Source organism: Cytobacillus sp. FSL R5-0569, assembly GCF_038007265.1.
GTDB classification, from domain to species: Bacteria; Bacillota; Bacilli; order Bacillales; family Cytobacillaceae; genus Cytobacillus; species Cytobacillus kochii.
On the sequence record NZ_JBBOWW010000001.1, the window covers coordinates 2,093,741 to 2,112,264 of the forward strand.

15 protein-coding genes are annotated in these 18,524 nt (G+C 36.0%); 14 read left to right on the top strand and 1 reads right to left on the bottom strand.

The window, feature by feature from the left end; translation table 11 throughout:
• The first annotated feature begins 23 nt into the window (after window positions 1-23).
• The 3 genes from MKX78_RS10940 (at window position 24) to MKX78_RS10950 (ending at window position 3,685) form a co-directional block, all read left to right on the top strand.
• Window positions 24-1,187 (top strand): alanine racemase, encoded by a 1,164-nt coding sequence (locus tag MKX78_RS10940; RefSeq protein ID WP_340974652.1) that lies wholly within the window; start codon window positions 24-26, stop codon window positions 1,185-1,187.
• Entirely contained in the window at window positions 1,184-2,533 is a 1,350-nt protein-coding gene (locus MKX78_RS10945; RefSeq protein ID WP_341050908.1) for a D-arabinono-1,4-lactone oxidase, read from the top strand. The genes MKX78_RS10940 and MKX78_RS10945 overlap by 4 nt, the downstream gene beginning before the upstream one ends.
• Before the next feature lie 72 nt (window positions 2,534-2,605).
• Window positions 2,606-3,685 carry a nitric oxide synthase oxygenase gene (locus MKX78_RS10950; RefSeq protein WP_095369420.1) on the top strand — a complete coding sequence of 360 codons (1,080 nt, stop codon included), beginning with the start codon at window positions 2,606-2,608 and terminating at the stop codon, window positions 3,683-3,685.
• Between the two features lie 46 nt (window positions 3,686-3,731).
• Here MKX78_RS10950 and MKX78_RS10955 read toward each other — a convergent pair whose 3' ends face one another.
• On the bottom strand, window positions 3,732-4,604 hold the full coding sequence (locus MKX78_RS10955; protein ID WP_328199183.1) for a TetR/AcrR family transcriptional regulator: 873 nt from the start codon (window positions 4,602-4,604) through the stop codon (window positions 3,732-3,734).
• A 177-nt stretch (window positions 4,605-4,781) separates the two neighbouring features.
• Between MKX78_RS10955 and MKX78_RS10960 the strand changes: the two genes are divergently transcribed.
• The 11 genes from MKX78_RS10960 (at window position 4,782) to MKX78_RS11010 (ending at window position 18,505) form a co-directional block, all read left to right on the top strand.
• Window positions 4,782-6,308, top strand: coding sequence for a DHA2 family efflux MFS transporter permease subunit (locus tag MKX78_RS10960; RefSeq protein ID WP_095369418.1), 1,527 nt, complete (start codon window positions 4,782-4,784; stop codon window positions 6,306-6,308).
• A gap of 159 nt (window positions 6,309-6,467) precedes the next feature.
• The gene (locus tag MKX78_RS10965; RefSeq protein ID WP_341050912.1) at window positions 6,468-7,403 is read left to right on the top strand and encodes an ATP-grasp domain-containing protein; all 936 of its coding nucleotides are present in this window, start codon (window positions 6,468-6,470) and stop codon (window positions 7,401-7,403) included.
• Window positions 7,404-7,810: 407 nt separating this feature from the next.
• Window positions 7,811-9,805, top strand: a complete 1,995-nt coding sequence (locus MKX78_RS10970) for an LTA synthase family protein (RefSeq protein ID WP_095373470.1) — start codon at window positions 7,811-7,813, stop codon at window positions 9,803-9,805.
• Window positions 9,806-10,100: 295 nt separating this feature from the next.
• Window positions 10,101-11,288, top strand: a complete 1,188-nt coding sequence (locus tag MKX78_RS10975) for a CaiB/BaiF CoA transferase family protein (RefSeq protein WP_328199186.1) — start codon at window positions 10,101-10,103, stop codon at window positions 11,286-11,288.
• A gap of 14 nt (window positions 11,289-11,302) precedes the next feature.
• Entirely contained in the window at window positions 11,303-12,520 is a 1,218-nt protein-coding gene (locus MKX78_RS10980) for an acyl-CoA dehydrogenase family protein (RefSeq protein ID WP_341052740.1), read from the top strand.
• 14 nt (window positions 12,521-12,534) lie between these two features.
• Window positions 12,535-12,849, top strand: a complete 315-nt coding sequence (locus MKX78_RS10985) for a DUF3870 domain-containing protein (protein ID WP_095373468.1) — start codon at window positions 12,535-12,537, stop codon at window positions 12,847-12,849.
• A gap of 17 nt (window positions 12,850-12,866) precedes the next feature.
• Complete coding sequence (locus tag MKX78_RS10990; RefSeq protein ID WP_095373467.1) at window positions 12,867-13,331, top strand: hypothetical protein; 465 nt, start codon at window positions 12,867-12,869, stop codon at window positions 13,329-13,331.
• Between the two features lie 5 nt (window positions 13,332-13,336).
• Window positions 13,337-14,647, top strand: a complete 1,311-nt coding sequence (locus tag MKX78_RS10995) for a sigma-54 interaction domain-containing protein (protein ID WP_341050914.1) — start codon at window positions 13,337-13,339, stop codon at window positions 14,645-14,647.
• A gap of 228 nt (window positions 14,648-14,875) precedes the next feature.
• Window positions 14,876-16,039 carry an acyl-CoA dehydrogenase family protein gene (locus tag MKX78_RS11000; protein WP_322909257.1) on the top strand — a complete coding sequence of 388 codons (1,164 nt, stop codon included), beginning with the start codon at window positions 14,876-14,878 and terminating at the stop codon, window positions 16,037-16,039.
• Between the two features lie 30 nt (window positions 16,040-16,069).
• Window positions 16,070-16,870 carry a 1,4-dihydroxy-2-naphthoyl-CoA synthase gene (gene menB / locus MKX78_RS11005; protein ID WP_095373464.1) on the top strand — a complete coding sequence of 267 codons (801 nt, stop codon included), beginning with the start codon at window positions 16,070-16,072 and terminating at the stop codon, window positions 16,868-16,870.
• A 24-nt stretch (window positions 16,871-16,894) separates the two neighbouring features.
• Window positions 16,895-18,505 carry an AMP-binding protein gene (locus tag MKX78_RS11010; protein ID WP_341050917.1) on the top strand — a complete coding sequence of 537 codons (1,611 nt, stop codon included), beginning with the start codon at window positions 16,895-16,897 and terminating at the stop codon, window positions 18,503-18,505.
• Window positions 18,506-18,524 lie beyond the last annotated feature (19 nt).

Genomic DNA, 18,524 nt, shown 5'->3' on the forward strand with positions numbered 1-18,524 from the left:
GAAATAATGGTGGTGGGGATTTAATGGATATGGAAAGAATAGAAAATTTATCGAAGCCTGCACTTATATTAGATTTAGATGCTCTTGATCGAAACTGCCAGGTCATCGCAATGCATGCAAAAGGCAAAAAAATAAGAGTAGCAACAAAGTCTATTCGTTCCATTGATGTAATCAAGCGTATTTTAGCTTCAAATGAATGCTATCAAGGTATTATGACTTATTCTGCTGATGAGAGCTTAGTATTAGTGAAAGATGGTTTTAATGACATTTTGCTTGGATACCCAAGTATGGATGAAAATTCTCTAATGCTAATTGCTCGAGAGCATCCTAAAGAAATAACTGTCATGGTCGATTCTTTAGCGCATGTTGATTATTTAATAAAACTAGCAAAGTCTGTAAATGGCCAGTTTTCAATTTGTGTAGATATAGATATGAGTACAAATATTTTTGGATTTCATTTTGGGGTTCGACGTTCTTCTTTAAGGAGCTCCTCTGAGGTCCTAGCTATAGTAGAAGCTATTCATGCTAGTGATGTGCTTCACTGGAAGGGAATCATGGGATATGAAGCACAAATTGCTGGCGTTGGTGATAACGTCCCGCATTCATATGGGAAAAATACCATTATCCGTTTAATGAAACAAAAAGCAAAGCGAGAAGTAAAACGGAAGAGGGAAGCAATCATTACAGCTTTACTACAAAAAGGGTATACACCTGCTTTAGTGAATGGTGGCGGGACTGGTAGTATCCATTATACTGCAACAGACGAACAAGTGTCGGAAATTACTGTCGGGTCAGGCTTTTATTCACCACTTCTTTTTGATTATTATCAAGAGATTAAATATGAACCTGCTCTCTTCTTTGCCATACCTATTGTTCGTCAAGCGAAAGCGGATATATATACATGTCTTGGCGGAGGTTACATTGCTTCCGGTGTTACTGATCAAACGAAGATGCCACTTCCCGTATATCCATATGGCATGAGACTTTTATCAATGGAAGGTGCTGGCGAGGTGCAAACACCATTGTCTTATTCAAAAGAACGTTTATCCATAGGAAGTGCAGTTGTTTTTAGAGCTGCGAAAGCTGGGGAGGTATGTGAAAGGTTCACAGAGATTCATTGCTACTCGGAAAGTCAATCTACATCAACTGTAAAAACGTATAGAGGGGAAGGGATGTGTTTCCTATGAGAAAAACTTCGCTCGCATCTATCCGTAACTGGGCAGAAAATGTACAATTCAATGCTGAGCAACTATTTTTTCCACAAAGCATAGAGGATGTCATAAAAGTTATAAATAATGCAAGAAAGGAAAAGAAGAAGATTAGAGTGGTAGGATCTGGACATTCTTTCACAAATCTAATTCAAACCGAAGAGTGGTTCGTTTCATTAGACCGTTTATCAGGTATGATTTCTTTTGATGAGGACCAAGGTTTAGTAGAGGTATATGGTGGTACCAAATTATATGAAATCGGCAAATACTTAGGTGAGAAAGGTTGGGCCCAAGAAAACCTTGGTGATATAAATACGCAAAGTATTGCCGGCGCAATATCAACTGGTACACACGGGACAGGTATGAAATTCGGCAATATTTCTACACAAGTTGAAGAACTAGTGATGATTACAGCAGGAGGAGAGGAACTGTTAATCTCTCGTCAAGTAAACTCACAATTGTACGATGCATCGCTCGTTTCGTTAGGGTTGTTGGGCATCGTTGTAAAGGTGAAATTAAAGGTCATTCAAGCACCGACCTATGTTTATAAAAGTAGGAAAATACTTTATAGTGATTTAAAGTCTCATATTAGTTTATATATCCAACACAATCGCCATTTTGAATGCTTCTTATTCCCCTTTTCTAACCATGTGCAAATAAAAACAATGAATATAACAGACAAGAAGCCGAGGAAAAGAAAATGGCGTAAGATGGAAAGTATGATAATGGAGAATTATATATTTGGTTTTCTATCTGTCTTATGTCGCAAATGGCCAAATCTAACGAAACCAGTTAGTCGTATAAGCGCAAAAGCCATTAGTGATAGTGAGCAATATGCGCCAAGTTATGATTTATTTGCTACTCCACGAAAAGTAAAGTTTGTTGAAATGGAGTATGCCATTCCGTTAGAGCATATGGTTGCTTGTCTCGATGAAATAAGGAAAAAGATAGAAGAGCAGCAATACAAGGTCCATTTTCCAATCGAATGTCGCGTCGTGAAAAGAGACAATATTTGGTTAAGCCCATCTTTTGGGAGAGATTCAGCTTATATTGCTTTTCATATGTTTAAAGGTATGCCATATGAAACCTATTTTAACGATATGGAAGCAATTATGAATAAGTATAATGGGCGTCCTCATTGGGGGAAGATTCATCAAGCAAAGCTTTCAGAGTTGACTCGTAAATACAGCCACCTAAGAGAATTCCTCATTTGGAGAGCAAAACTTGATCCAAACCATTTATTTGTCAATCCCTATTTGGCGAAGTTGTTTCATATTGAAAAGGGCAACATGTACGGGAAAGAAACAATGACAGAAAAGCCATGATTTTTCTAATATACGAAAGGGATATGGTAAGATAGTATTATCGAATCTACATTCAGGAGGATTCAGTCTATCTTGTCTAAAGAACTATTTCAAAAAGCTCAGGAATTTATTTATCAGTTTTACGAAGAAACAAGGCAAACAAAAGAACAAGCGGATAGAAGATTAAGTATGATATTTGATGAAATAGAATCAACTGGAACATATACGCAATTACAGGAAGAATTGGCTTATGGTAGCAAACTTGCATGGCGTAATAGTAATCGTTGTATAGGGCGTTTCTTTTGGGAAACACTTCAAGTCATCGATAAGAGATTATGTAACACAGAAGAGGAAGTAGCAAAGGCGCTTTTTGAGCACATAAAACTAGCGACGAATAGTGGGAAAATTAAACCTTTTATTACTGTATTTCCAAGTAACGAGAGTGATACAACCTTTCGTATATGGAATCACCAATTGATTAGATATGCTGGATATGACACCAAAGATGGTATATTAGGTGATTCATCTTCTATTGAATTTACAAAAAAGTGCATCGAGCTAGGGTGGGAGCCAACCTATAGTCATTTCGATATATTACCGCTTGTTATTCAAAAGAACAATGAAGAACCCAAATGGTTTACGATACCGACAGAATTAATTGTTGAGGTAGAAATCGAACACCCCGAATATACTTGGTTTAAAGAATTACAGTTAAAATGGTATGGAATCCCCATCATTGCTGATATGAAAATGGAAATAGGCGGTCTTATTTATGAAGCGGCACCTTTTAACGGTTGGTATATGGGGACAGAAATAGGTGCTAGAAATTTAGCAGATGAAGATAGGTACAATCAGTTACCTATTATAGCAGAATTGTTAGAGTTAAATATTCGCTCGAATGCTTCACTTTGGAAAGATCGTGCATTAATCGAATTAAATTTAGCTGTCATGCATTCTTTTCGACGGGCCGGAGTTAGTATTGTAGATCATCATACGGCTGCAGAACAATTCAAACAATTTGAAACGAAGGAAAGAAAACACAAGAGAGAAGTCACTGGAGATTGGACTTGGCTTATTCCCCCTTTATCACCAGCTACTACTCACATTTTTCATAAACCTTATAAAAATGTAAGTAAGTCACCCAATTTTTATTATCAGCATAAACCTTATTAAAAAAAGATAGATACTCTACCCTAAATGGTTAGAATATCTATCTTTTTTATGATGGGGAAGAAGTGTTGTGAACAATAGACTGAAGCCGTATTATACTACTTTTATTACATATTGAATCTGTCCGTTTTAATGTCTCTAAGGCACTATCAATAAGAAACTTCCTTGGTTTTTTTCTTAAAAGGAGTTCGTCTTGAATAAACTGTATCAATAATTCTTCGTCCTTAGTTAGTGCTTCCGTTTCTAAGATAAGTTCACATAAATACTTAATTTCATCTTGTGTTTCAGTACCTAATAAATCATTGATCTCTGTATCGATTAATGAAGGTGAGAATAGTTGAACTTCTTTTGTCGCAACTTGATTTGTCATTTCTACAATTCTCTCAACACTATATTGAACAACCTTAGTAATACTGACCGATGATTGGAATAATTCAGTATAATATTTGCTCAACTGATGAAGAATACCAAGGAAGATAATTGACATATCAAGAAGGTATGCTCGCCGATTCTCTCCAAACAGATCAATAAAACGGTAATAAATCCACTTAATTGTCTGGAGCTGACCTTTTCTTATAAATGCTTTAAGTTCTATGTCATCTGATATGAACATTTCATCAAATAAGGAGATGAGCTGATGTTTATGATTAAACATGACTTGCTGTTCCACTTGCTGCTTGAAAACATCAATACTTTGTGGGCTTTTGCCGATAAGTAAAGCATCTCTCTCCTTTTCCATCAGTTTGTAACTATCTTTAAAGATGGCCATTAGTAATTCTGCTTTTGATGAAAAGTAATTATAGAATGTACCTTTAGATATACCTGTATAAGATAATATATCTTGGATAGAAGTAGCTTGAAATCCTTTTTCAATAAATAATTCATGAGCTAAATGAATGACATGTAATTTTCTGTCCTTCAAAAAATATCACCTTATTTTTAAGTTTTAAATAATTAGTATCATAACATAAAATTCTCCTAAGAAAAAATTCGCAAAGCGAAATATAATGATTGCATTCACTAATCATATCAGTTATGATAAGTCCTACGTGAAATAGTGGTATAAACAATTGAACAATGTGTATAGGGAGGGGAAACAATGACCGCAAATCACCAAAATTCAAATACACCACCCTATGGATTATTAGCAATCCTAATGGTGGGTGCGTTTATTGCGTTTTTAAACAATACTCTATTAAATATCGCCTTACCATCAATCATGGAGGATTTGAATGTAGATACAGCTACTGTCCAGTGGCTAACAACTGGCTATATGTTAGTAAATGGGGTCTTAATCCCTGCAACTGCGTTCTTAATCCGTAAATATAGTGTTCGTATTTTGTTTTTATTTGCGATGCTTATGTTCACATTAGGAACATTTGTAGCTGGATTTGCCGATATTTTTAGCATGTTACTTATAGGAAGAATGATGCAGGCTTCTGGTTCGGCTATATTAATGCCTGTTCTAATGAATGTGATGCTCGTTTCTTTCCCTGTTGAAAAGCGTGGTTCTGCGATGGGGATATTTGGTTTAATATTAATGGCAGCCCCAGCGATAGGTCCAACATTGTCAGGGTGGATTGTCGAAAATTATGATTGGCGAATGTTGTTTCATTTTATTTCTCCAATTGCAATTATCGTTTTACTATTAGGCTTTATATGGTTAAGAGATAAAAAAGAAAAGCAATCAATTAAATTAGATTTTCTTTCATTATTATTGTCTAGTATTGGGTTTGGTGGTATTTTATATGGATTCAGCTCAGCAGGTAATGATGGATGGAGTGCTGCAAACGTTTATTTAACCATCATTGTCGGTGCTATTTCTCTATTCATTTTTATAATTAGACAAAACAAGCAAAAAGAACCAATGTTAAACTTTGGTGTTTTTCAATTTCCAATGTTTACTCTCTCAACGATTATTACAATGGTTGTGAATATGGCGATGTTCTCAGGGATGCTACTCATTCCTATCTATGTACAGAATATCCGAGGTATTGCCCCTTTTGATGCCGGTTTAATGATGCTGCCAGGTGCATTAGTAATGGCAGCAATGTCACCCCTAACTGGAAAGTTATTTGATAAATTCGGTGGGAAAATATTAGCTTTAACCGGCTTAAGCATTATGACAATCTCGACTTTCTTTTTTAGTCGTCTTGGTATGGATACAGGAGCAATTCATATTATGGTATTACATACGATTAGAATGTTCGGTATGTCAATGGTAATGATGCCTGTGTCTACAAACGGTTTGAATCAATTACCACCACGGTTTTATCCCCATGGTACGGCGATGAATAATACACTTAATCAGGTATCTGGTGCCATTGGTACAGCGTTGCTTATTACAATTATGTCTAATAAAGCAAACGCAGTCGGAGAAGATTTAGCAAAAACTACTCTACGTGAAAATGGTGGAGGAGAACTATCTCAAGAAGCGATGATACAAATTGGGTTGCAATCTACATTAGACGGGATTAATTTTGCCTTTTTTGTTTCAACTTTTATTTCGGTTATAGCGTTGATTCTCGTCTTCTTTATGAAACGCTCAGTACCTGCAAAAGATCCCGAAGAACAGACTGAAGCATTAGAAACGGGACCTTTAAATGAAACAGAATCGTCAAGATGATAGAATAAAGTGACTGGAGATCCTCATCTCACAGTCATTTTTTTGATTTTGTTAAAGTATGATTAATTGCATCTTTATACGAAATAATTGCGAATTTCTGATACCCGTGAAATAATAGGTACCATACATAATAGTTTTTATTAAAAGGAAGTGTTTTCTTTGAAAAAGATATATATTATTCACGAGAATGATGAATGGACAGACCATTTGACAAGAAGATTAGATGAATTACAAGTACCTTACGAAACATGGCACTTACATGAGGGAATAATTGATTTAAATTCTACACCACCAGAAGGTGTGTTTTATAATCGCATGAGTGCTTCATCTCACACGAGAGGGCATCGTTTCGCTCCAGAATTAGCAGCAAGTGTGATTACATGGTTAGAAAGTCACGGTAGACAAGTGTTAAATGGGAGTAACGCACTTTCGTTAGAGGTGAGTAAAGTGAAACAATATGCTCTACTAGAAAAAAGCGGGATTAAAACACCAAAAACAATTGGAGCAGTTGGGAAAGAAAATATTATAACTGCAGCTGAAAAAATAGGAACCACTCCTTTTATAACGAAACACAATCGTGCAGGAAAAGGTTTAGGTGTGCAGTTATTCCAAACAATCGATTCTTTAAGAACGTATGTTAATAGCAATTCCTTCGAAGAACCTGTTGATGGGATTACTCTTATTCAGCAATATATAAAATCGGAGGATCAGATAATTACAAGGGCAGAGTTCATTGGCGGGAAGTTTTATTATGCTGTAAATGTTGATACTTCAGAAGGCTTTGAATTATGTCCGGCAGATGCTTGTCAAATTGGCGATGCTTTTTGTCCAGTGGGAGAAGAGCCACAGATACGTCCTAAATTCGAAATTACTGAAGAAGTGGATACTGAACAAATGGTTAAATATGAGAAATTTCTTGAATATGCAGGAATTGATGTAGCAGGGATTGAATTTATAAAAGATGGTGATGGTAACATTTATACGTATGACATCAATACAAATACGAATTATAATGCAGACGCTGAAGCAATTGCAGGTAAATACGGCATGTTACAACTAGCAACGTTTTTGAAGGAACAGTTGAAGCTAGCATAATTCATGTTAGCCATCATATACTAATGAAGCTAGTCCATTTTTCTATGAACAGTTCTAAATAGAATGACATATGCTAATTCAAAATGTGTATGTCAGTAATACTGAAATGTTAGGTAATACATCTAAGGGCTGCTTAATTTTAAGCAGCTCTTGATTATGGAGGACTTTAAGGTTATTTCTTGACTTTTGCTCAAAAAAGAGTATATTTATAACTCGTGATAGCGTTAAGTTTAAAGAAAAATTTACATTGTCATAGAACGTTCATAATTATCGACTATAATCATAATATGCTATTGTTCAATACAAACGAGGAAAGTAGTTGGTAAGAAAAGGGTTTTTATTACCAATTGCTTATAGAATTTTTTTAAAAGCATGTTATAATAATGTGCTAGAAGGTAGGTGCAATAATGGATAATTTATCTAAAAAAGGTCAAAGTTTATTCTTCGATAAATATATTGGCTTCTTTATGTTAGCTGTATTCTTCCTTTGGATGAAAACGTATATAACACAATTAACTCAATTTAATCTCGGGGTTGACAGCCCAATACAGCAATTTCTCTTATTTTTAAATCCTTTAGGGTCATCGTTGATCTTTCTTAGTTTAGCTTTATTTTTTAAAGGAAGACGAAAGTATATTGCGACATTAGTGATATACAGCATAATGTCATTCTTGTTATATGCGAATGTGGTATATTATCGTTCATTTACGGATTTTATTACATTACCAACATTAACAATGACACAGAACTTTGCAGATGTTAGTAAAAGTGTAACCACTCTACTACGCCCATATGATTTCTTATTCTTCATAGACATCCTTTTCTTAATTGGTCTATTAGCATTTAAATTTGTTAAGATCGAGAAGAAAGATTATGGTAAGAGACGCATGGTTGCCGTATTATCTTTAGGGTTAGCAATCTCATGTGCAAACCTAGGACTGGCTGAAGCAGATCGACCACAATTATTAACACGTGGGTTTGATAGAAACTATATTGTTAAATATCTCGGTATGTACAATTATACTATTTATGATGCAGTACAAAGTACGAAAGCATCAGCTCAAAGGGTTATGGCAGATAGCAATGATACAACCGAAGTCGTGAACTTTACGCAATCTAATTATGCTGAACCAAATCCAGAAACATTCGGTATTGGGAAGGATATGAATGTGATATATCTTCACTTGGAATCCATTCAAACTTTCTTAATGAACTATGAATTGCATGGAGAAGAAGTTACACCATTTCTCAATTCATTAATTGAAGAAGAAAACACAACTTATTTTGATAACTTCTTCCATCAAACAGCTCAAGGAAAAACAGCTGATGCAGAATTTATGCTTGAAAACTCGTTGTACGGGTTACCACAAGGTTCTGCTTTTACTACAAAAGGAATGAATACATTCCATGCAGCACCAGCCATTTTAAAAGAAAAAGGCTATACGTCTGCAGTATTCCATGGAAATAATGGGACATTCTGGAACAGGAATGAAATATATAAAGGATTTGGCTATGACCGTTTTTATGATGCAAGTTATTTTGATATGAATTCAGATAACTTAACTGACTATGGATTAATGGATAAACCATTCTTTGAGCAATCAGAAGCTTATTTGGATGAATTACCACAACCTTTCTATTCGAAGTTTATTACCGTAACTCATCACTATCCGTATCCATTAGATGAAGAAGAAGCGACAATTGATAAACATACAACTGGCGATCCATCTGTGGATAATTATTTCCAAACGGCAAGATATGCGGATGAAGCACTTGAAGAGTTCTTTAATTATCTTAAAGAATCAGGACTCTATGATAATTCAATTATCGTTATGTATGGTGACCATTATGGAATTTCAAGTAGCCATAAGAAAGCAATGGAACAAGTATTAGATACAGAGTATAATGATTTTCTTGATACAAGTTTACAACGTGTGCCTTTATTCATTCGTGTCCCAGGGATGGAAGGTGGAACGAACCATGAATATGCAGGCCAAATTGATTTAAAACCAACGTTATTACATTTACTTGGTATCGATTCGAAAGAGTATATTCACTTTGGAACTGATATTTTCTCAAAAGAACATGATGATTTAATACCGTTTAGAAATGGAGATTTTGTTAGTCCAACAATTACAGCTATCGGTGGAAAATATTACGATTCAAATACAGGTGAACTAATAGAAGATGAAGAAGTTATTGCAAAAGGCGATGAGATGAATGAAAATGTTGAGCAAAAGCTCGCATATTCAGATAAAGTCGTCAATGCTGATTTACTTCGATTCTATGAACCAGAGAATTTCACTCCTGTAAATCGATCAGATTATGATTATGCCGACTTTAAAAAGTTGTTTACTGACACTGAATCAAGTACAAACTCAAACGATATGATTAGAGAATAAAAAGAGGAGCCATTAGTGCTCCTCTTTTTATTATTTCACGTTATTTTTTTAAAAACTATTGAATTTTTTAAAAATTTTAATTATTATATAATATATAAACCAATGACAGTAATTACCTTACTGCAAAAATGGTTTCCCTTTTTGAATTGTGAATATGAAAATCATTGACAATGATTCACTTGATTTTTCTTGCCGAAAAACAAGCCGTGAATAGGAGTCAGTAGAGTAAACTTTTCGGAGGAAAGTTTATTTTGCTGACTCTATTTTATTGTTGTAGAAATGGAGTGTATAAAAGATGGGGCTTGCATTAGAAGGGGTTAAGATTATCGACCTATCACGGGTGTTAGCAGGACCATTCTGTACGATGATACTTGGTGATTTAGGTGCAGAAGTCATTAAAATTGAACATCATCAGAATGGAGATGAAACAAGATTCTGGGGACCTCCTTTTGTTGAAGGTGAAAGCGCTTATTATTTATGTGCAAACAGAAATAAAGAGAGTATGACATTGAACTTAAAAGCTGAAGAAGGGAAGGAGGTTTTTCGTCAATTAGTAAAAGACGCTGATATCGTAGTACAGAATTTTAAGACTGGTACATTAGATAAATGGGGACTTGGATACGAGCAGTTAAATGAATGGAACAGTAAAATTATTTTAGCTTCTATTACAGGGTTTGGTCAAAGTGGCCCATATAAAGATCTACCTGGGTATGATTACATCATTCAAGCAATGAGTGGTTTAATGAATATTACCGGAGAGGAAGCTGGCTCACCAATGAAAGTTGGTGTTGCCATTTCTGATGTGATTACAGGATTATATACTTGTATTGGAATATTAAGTGCATTACAACACCGTCAGCACACTGGAGAAGGTCAAGAGATTGATATAGCATTATTAGATTGTCAAATATCGGCTTTAGTTAATGTAGCGAGTAATTATTTGGTCGGTCAAACAGAACCTAAGCGGTTAGGTAATCGCCATCCAAATATAGCCCCATATCAAGTATTTACGGTGGCTGATGGAGAAATGGTCATTGCTGTTGGCAACGATCAACAATTTGCCCGTTTCTGTAATATTTTAGAATTAGCTGAGTTGATAAACGATAAACGGTATGCCACCAATCGTAGTCGCGTTGAAAATCGTAGTTCGCTAATACCAATTCTTCAACGAGAGTTGTTAAAAAATTCAAAACAAAATTGGAAGCGTTTATTTGATGAACATGCGATTCCAAACGGTCCAATTCATACAATTAGCGAAATGTTTAATGATCCACAAGTTCTGGCAAGAGAGATGGTGATAGAGGGCAATCATCCTCATATACCGTCGTTGAAATTAACAGGTTCTCCATTAAAGCTGTCAAAATCTCCGGTCAAAGTAAGACATCATCCGCCGCTTTATGGGGAACAGACAGCCGAAATATTACAGAGAGTGGGATATACCAGAGCTGAAATAAAAGAAATGAAAAAAAATCAAGTGATATAGGAGGAATTATGATGATGAATTTCGAATTAACAGAAGAACAAGAAAGTGTAAAAAAATTAGTGAGACGGTTCGTTGACAATGAAATTATGCCAAATATTCAAGAGTGGGATCGTAAACAACATTTTGAACCTCGTATTTTAGAAAGGCTGTCAGAACTTCAATTAATGGGTGTATGTATTCCTGAGCAATACGGCGGGGCGGGGATGGATTATAACACCCTAGCAATTGTATCTGAGGAATTAGAAAGAGGAGATACAGCATATAGAACAGCAGTGTCTGTTCATACTGGATTAAATAGTATGACCTTATTGCAATGGGGAACTGAAGAACAAAAGCAAAAATATTTAGTTCCTCAAGCAAAAGGTGTAAAAATAGGTGCTTTTGGTCTTACTGAACCGAATGCTGGATCAGATGTAGCAGCAATGAATTCGACAGCGAAAAAAGATGGTGATTATTATATTTTAAACGGATCAAAGACTTGGATTTCACTTTGTGATGTTGCTGATCACTTTCTTGTATTTGCTAAAACAGATCATGATGCAGCTCATAAAGGTATCACAGCTTTTATCGTTGAGAGAACATTTGCAGGAGTAGAAACAAAGGCCATTAAAGGAAAGTTAGGTATACGAGCGGGTAATACTGGAGAAGTGTTCTTATCTGATGTAAAAGTACCAGTAGCCAACCGTTTAGGTGAGGAAGGGGAAGGCTTCAAAATCGCCATGTCAGCTTTAGATAATGGTCGATTCACAGTAGCTGCTGGTGCAGTAGGCTTAATCGCTGCTAGTTTAGAAGCAAGTGTGAAATATTGTCATGAAAGAAAAACATTTGGTAAAGAGATAGGAAAGCATCAACTTGTTCAACAAATGATTGCTAAGATGACTGCTAACCTAGAAATTTCACGCCTACTTGTTTTCAAAGCTGGATCGCTGAAAAATGCTGGTAAGAGAAATACAAAAGAAACGTCCTTAGCCAAATGGATTGCGTGTGATGCTGCGTTTGAGGCGGCAAATGATGCGGTACAAGTCCATGGTGCTTATGGTTATTCAGATGAATACCCCGTAGAAAGATACTTGAGAAATTCAAAAGCTCCGGTTATTTACGAAGGAACGAGAGAAATTCATACCGTTATGCAAGGTGAATATGCACTAGGCTATCGTGAAGATAAGCCATTGCGTAACCCACTGCCATCTTGGCCCTTTGAAGAAGAAGAGGTGGCAATTCAACAAAGATAAGGAGAGCAACTATCATGAATACATTTTTTCTAGCAGGACACGCTAAGCTTCCTCAAGGAATGGCGGCAAGGAACCTATATGATTCTATTACAATTACATTAGAATTGGATCAAAAGTATGGTGTAATCATTGATGCATCATGCACGTTAGCAACAGAGCATGGAAGAGAATTTATTCGCCAGTTATTAAGAGGATATAGTTTAAATGATGGTTTAGAACCTTTGATACAGAGAGTAAAAGATCATTATAAAGGCAAAGCGGGTCAAGCGATATTAGCTGCTTTAAAAGATGTGCACACACAATATGAAATGGTTTTATCTATGAAATAAGGAGGGGGGCTGCTTTCATGCAGACCCCTTTTTCCTATCATCGTGTAAAAAAGGAGAAGAGTGATATGGATACCATTCGTTTTAAGATCGGAGACAGTGCAGCCATAGCAAGAAAATTTACAGAAGAAGAAATTTTGAGCTGTCAGCAACTAACAAATGATTATAGCCCTGTTTACCAATTACACAATAAGAAATGGGATGAACCTTTTCATAAAGCAATCGTACCCGCATTGTTAATTGAAGGACTGATCCATCAAGTAGTTAGTGAAAAATTACCAGGTTGTCCATGTGTGCTCCTTCAAAAAGAACTGTTATTTTATGACCCTGTCTACCGTGACGAAATTATTACAGCTAAGTTAGATTTGCTAGACTGTCATAACGAACGTCATTGGTTGACGATGAAGGTATCATGCATAAACGAAGATAATCATGAAGTCATTAGAGGTCAGCTCGTGGTACAATTACTCGGGCCTAGAGGTTGAATAAGATGAAGGACATTACATTGATGGAACAATCTCATCAAAATCCTATATTAATCGTAACTGAGCACGGAAGAATGGTTACTGCTAACCCTATATTTACCCAACGGTTTGCGATTACAATACAAGAATTGAAAGGTCAGTTGATAGAAGTTAGTAATTTTCCTTATCTGATTGGCAAACTTCACTGTCTAACGATCTTATCGGTTCTCTGTATCGTCAAAGTTAATAAAGAAAATGGTCATTATCGTTTAACTATTTTTTTAAAAGCAGATGAAATTTCTCTCCCTGTTTTAAGACAGTTTCTTTCTTTATTACAAGAAAAAGAGCAATATACACCTAAGACACATACAGCTAATTATGAATTTGCGCATATTATCGGTGAAAGTCAAAAGTTATTAGAAGTGAAAGAACTAGCTGCTCGTATAGCTGTTAGTTCATCCACAGTTTTAATTACCGGTGAAAGTGGTACTGGTAAAGAATTATTCGCTCAAGCGATTCATCATGCCAGTCCAAGGAGAAAAGGCCCTTTTATTGCAGTCAATTGTGCGGCCATTCCATCAGAATTATTTGAATCTGAAGTATTTGGTTATGAAGAAGGCGCATTTAGTGGAGCGAAAAAAACAGGCAAGCCAGGAAAAATTGAGCTAGCACAGAATGGCACATTGTTCCTTGACGAAATTTCTGAATTGCCTAAAGCTGCACAAGGAAAGCTATTGAGGGTATTGCAGGAGAGGGAAGTTGAGAGGCTTGGTTCCATAGGAAAAAAGCGAGTGGATATTCGGATAATAGCCGCCACGAATAGAGATCTATTTGAGCTCGTCTCGGCAGGGGAATTCAGACAAGATCTATATTATCGTTTATTCGTATTTGATCTGCCTATCCCCCCATTAAGAGACAGAAAAGAAGATATATTACCGCTTGTTCACTATTTTTTAGATAAATATAATCAACAACTAAATAAAAACGTAAATCAGATTCATCCACATTTGCTAAAATGCTTAATGGAGCATGAATGGCCTGGTAATATAAGAGAATTAAAAGCTGTGGTAGAAAGAGGTGTAACACTTTCTTTAGGAGAAGAGTTAGGCGACAATGCTATGGTGAAAAGAATAGCGACTCAGACTAGTCAAACCCAGTGTTTACCAAGCAATAATACTTCAAAAACCTTAGAAGAGATCGTGAAAGAAACAGAAAAAAAAGCTATTGTTGAGGCTTTAGAAAAATCGGATGGAGATAAAACGATGGCTGCTGTAAAATTAAATATTCATTTAGCTAGTTTATATAGAAAAATGGCTAAATATCAAATCAAAACCTAAGTAAGTAGAAAACGTAAGCAGATTTTGGCAGAGAGCCAATTTGTTTACGTTTTTTTTGTTGATAACACTCGTTCATCTACTGTATAATGACTCACTTTTGCAAATATATTTCGCAAAAGTGAGATAAATTCGCAATAGTAAGAAGAATGAAACTGAATAAACAGCTTCAAACAAATAAACTAATTTGGCATGGTTCTTGCTTAATAGTAACTGAGAGGAGGATGGATGATGTTACAATTTTCATTTACTGAAGAGCAAGAGGACTTTCGAAAAATTTTAAGACAATATTCTAAAGAGGTATTATTACCTCAATATACAAAGTGGGACAGAGAAAAAAAGACGCCGAGACATTTATGGGAGGAGCTAGGGGAGTTAGGTGTAACAGGTCTGCGTATTCCAGAAAAATATGGTGGAAGCGCGGCAGATTGTATCACGACAGGTATTGCTGCTGAAGAAATAGGCAAAGGTGATTTTAATTTAACTTATTCAGTAATGTTAAATGCTTTAATAGGAGAAATTCTCTCCATTCATGCAAATAATGCTATTAAATCAGAGTGGCTTCCGAAAATTGCACAGGGAAAATCGATTGTTGGGATTGCAATTACTGAGCCACAAGCAGGTACCGATGCAGGGGGAATACAATCAACAGCTATTAGAAAAGGCGATCATTTCATTCTAAATGGTGAGAAATCGGGGATTAGTGTGGCAACAGTGGCGGATGCATTTATTCTTTTTGCTAAAACCGACCCAACTGCCGGAAATAGAGGAATATCCGCTTTTCTTGTACCTAGTGATTTACCAGGAGTAGACTGTAGAGGTTATGAAGATATGGGAAATATCCCAATAGGTAGAGGCTCCGTTTATTTAACTGATGTCATGATTCCTGAGCAATACTTGATTGGTAATCTAAATGAAGGCTTCTCTCAAGTGATGAATGGCTTTGATTTAAGCCGACTTTTAATAGGACTTCAATGTATAGGTACAGCCACACAAAGTTTGGATGAAACAATAGAACATGTGAAAACAAGACATTCTTTCGGCAAACCATTAGCTGTGAATCAAGCAGTCTCTTTTCCGATAGTACACCATTATACTCAACTGGAGCTCGTTAAATGGCAAGCTTATCGAGGACTGTGGTTGCGTGATGAAGGTTTACAACATACGAAGGAAGCAGCATCTGTTAAGTGGCTTGCACCTAAATATAGTAGTGAAGCGATTCATGAATGCCTCCTTTTAAATGGGCACTATGCTTATACAAAAGAAATGCCATTTGAACAACGATTAAGAGATGTCATTGGATTAGAGATTGGTGATGGAACAGCCCAAGCAAACCAAATGGTAATCGCCAAACACCTTATAGGGAAAGAATTCCGATCTTATCAAAAAATATAAATTCAAATCAGAAGAAAAGGAGAATCACTAATGGAATTAATAGATACGATACTAGAAAAGAAAAATGGCGTAGCGAAAATAACTATTAACCGACCAGAAGTTTATAATGCCTTTCGAGCACAAACGATTAAAGAATTAATTTGGTGTTTTCGTGAAGCTTGGGATGATAACACTGTTGGTGTGGTGATTTTAACAGGTACAGGAGAAAAAGCATTCTGTACAGGTGGCGATCAAAAACAAAAAGATGGAGAAAGTGGTTATGATGGTAAAGGTGGTCTAGGAAATGGAATTGGCCTTGAAATAGAGAATCTCCATCAAACGATAAGAAACATCCCTAAGCCAGTTATTGCTGCTGTTAATGGCTATGCAATCGGTGGGGGCCACGTATTACATGTAGTTTGTGATTTAACAATTGCTGCTGATACCGCAAAGTTTGGGCAATCAGGGCCAAAGGTTGGGAGCTTTGATGCAGGATATGGATCTGCCTATTTAGCAAGAATCGTTGGTGAGAAGAGAGCAAGAGAAATTTGGTACTTATGTGAACAATATAGCGCTGATGAATGTAAAGAAATGGGACTAGTGAATAAAGTTGTACCATTACATGAATTACAGCAGGCGTCAGAAGACTGGGCACAAAAAATACTGCAAAAAAGTCCAACAGCAATTAAAATGTTGAAACTGTCCTTCAATGCAGATAGTGCAAATATCCAAGGGATTACGCAGTTGTCAATGGCAAATTTAGCATTATTCTATCAATCTAATGAATCAGCGGAAGGAAAAAATGCTTTCCTAGAAAAACGCCCAGTAGATTTTTCTACGTTTAGAAGTTAAATGAAAGATGAAGGAGTGTTTATTGTGGAACAATTAGATGGATTAACATCATATTCTTCACAATGGCTCAATAAAACGATGATTGATTACTTAGATGAAGCAATCACACGTACACCAAATAAAACAGCGATTATCGATAGTAAAAGTCGATACACATACAAAATGTTAGGTTCAATGGTCGATCGCGTCGCACTAGGTTTATTGGACTTAGGTATAAAAAAAGGCGATGTCATTTCTATTCAGCTTCCGAATTGGAATGAGTTTGTTATTCTACATTATGCTGCTTCAAAAATTGGGGCGATTACGAACCCTCTTGTACCTATTTACCGAGAAAGAGAACTTACTTATATGGTTAAAGAGGCAGGGGCTAAATTATTAATTATTCCAGATTGTTTTAGAGGCCATGATTATATTGAAATGGTAGGAAAATGTCTAAACGAATGGCCGGAACTTGAGAATATTGTTGTTGTAGGAAATTCGTTACCAATACCGGAAAAAATGAAATCGTTTGCATCAATAGTCACTTCTATAGACATACTTCAAAAGCGTAGAGATGAGCTAAATATAGAAATAGATCCTAATGAAGTGACTGAGATTATCTTTACATCAGGTACAACAGGTCTTCCTAAAGGTGTCATGCATACTCATAATACTTTATGTATTACTTCCCATTATTGGATTGATCATTTGCAATTAACGAATGAAGATGTGTTATTTATGGCTTCAACCTTTGCCCATCAAACTGGGTTTGCATACGGTGTAAGGTTACCAACACAATATGGTGGTACAGCCGTCTACCAAGATACTTGGAATCCAGATTCATTCTTAAAGCTTATAGAAACAGAGAAAGTGACTTTTACGGCTGGAGCTACACCTTTTCTAAAAGACACAATCGTAGCGGCTAAAAAAAGCACAGCAGATATTAGTAGTTTGAAGTATTTTATTGCTTTAGGCGCCCCTATTCCGAGAAACTTAGTCAAGCAAGCAGAAAAGGTTGTATCATTCAAAATATTGGCCGGTTGGGGGCAAACAGAAAATGGGTTAGTTACCTTAACAAAGAGAACTGATTCCATTCAAAAATTGACGGAAACAGATGGTGTTGCTTTCACTGGCATGGAAGTAAAGGTTGTCAATCAAGAAGGGGAGACTTGCCAGGCGGGAGAAGAAGGTAATATTTATTGCCGTGGACCGGCTTTATTTCGCGGTTATTATAAACAAATAGAGAAAACGCAGTCTGAATTCGATCGAGATTGGTTTATTACTGGTGATAGAGGCGTGTTGGATGAGGATGGTTATTTAAGAATTACTGGTAGAAACAAAGATATTATTATTCGAGGTGGGGAAAATATCCCCGTATCTTATATTGAAAATGTCCTATATGAGTATGAGTTGATCAATGATGTGCAGGTTGTGGCAATGCCAGATGAACGATTGCAAGAAAAAGCATGCGCATTTATTCAATTGAAACAAGGGGCTACTACGCTTACTTTAGCTATGTTACAACAGTTTTTACTGGAAAAAGGGGTAGCGAAACAATATTGGCCCGAACATTTTGTCCTTCTAGAGGAATTTCCACGAACAGCAAGTGGGAAAATCCAGAAGTTTAAATTAAGAGAATCGTTACTAAAGAATTGAATGTAACTTAAGTAAAAAG

Excerpts from the sequence above, each read along its gene's own strand:
- MKX78_RS10940 (WP_340974652.1), top strand. The coding sequence starts at position 24 with ATGGATATGGAAAGAATAGAAAATTTATCGAAGCCTGCACTTATATTA.
- MKX78_RS10945 (WP_341050908.1), top strand. The coding sequence starts at position 1,184 with ATGAGAAAAACTTCGCTCGCATCTATCCGTAACTGGGCAGAAAATGTA.
- MKX78_RS10960 (WP_095369418.1), top strand. The coding sequence starts at position 4,782 with ATGACCGCAAATCACCAAAATTCAAATACACCACCCTATGGATTATTA.
- MKX78_RS10970 (WP_095373470.1), top strand. The coding sequence starts at position 7,811 with ATGGATAATTTATCTAAAAAAGGTCAAAGTTTATTCTTCGATAAATAT.
- MKX78_RS10975 (WP_328199186.1), top strand. The coding sequence starts at position 10,101 with ATGGGGCTTGCATTAGAAGGGGTTAAGATTATCGACCTATCACGGGTG.
- MKX78_RS10980 (WP_341052740.1), top strand. The coding sequence starts at position 11,303 with ATGAATTTCGAATTAACAGAAGAACAAGAAAGTGTAAAAAAATTAGTG.
- MKX78_RS10985 (WP_095373468.1), top strand. The coding sequence starts at position 12,535 with ATGAATACATTTTTTCTAGCAGGACACGCTAAGCTTCCTCAAGGAATG.
- MKX78_RS10990 (WP_095373467.1), top strand. The coding sequence starts at position 12,867 with ATGCAGACCCCTTTTTCCTATCATCGTGTAAAAAAGGAGAAGAGTGAT.
- MKX78_RS10995 (WP_341050914.1), top strand. The coding sequence starts at position 13,337 with ATGAAGGACATTACATTGATGGAACAATCTCATCAAAATCCTATATTA.
- MKX78_RS11000 (WP_322909257.1), top strand. The coding sequence starts at position 14,876 with ATGTTACAATTTTCATTTACTGAAGAGCAAGAGGACTTTCGAAAAATT.
- menB (WP_095373464.1), top strand. The coding sequence starts at position 16,070 with ATGGAATTAATAGATACGATACTAGAAAAGAAAAATGGCGTAGCGAAA.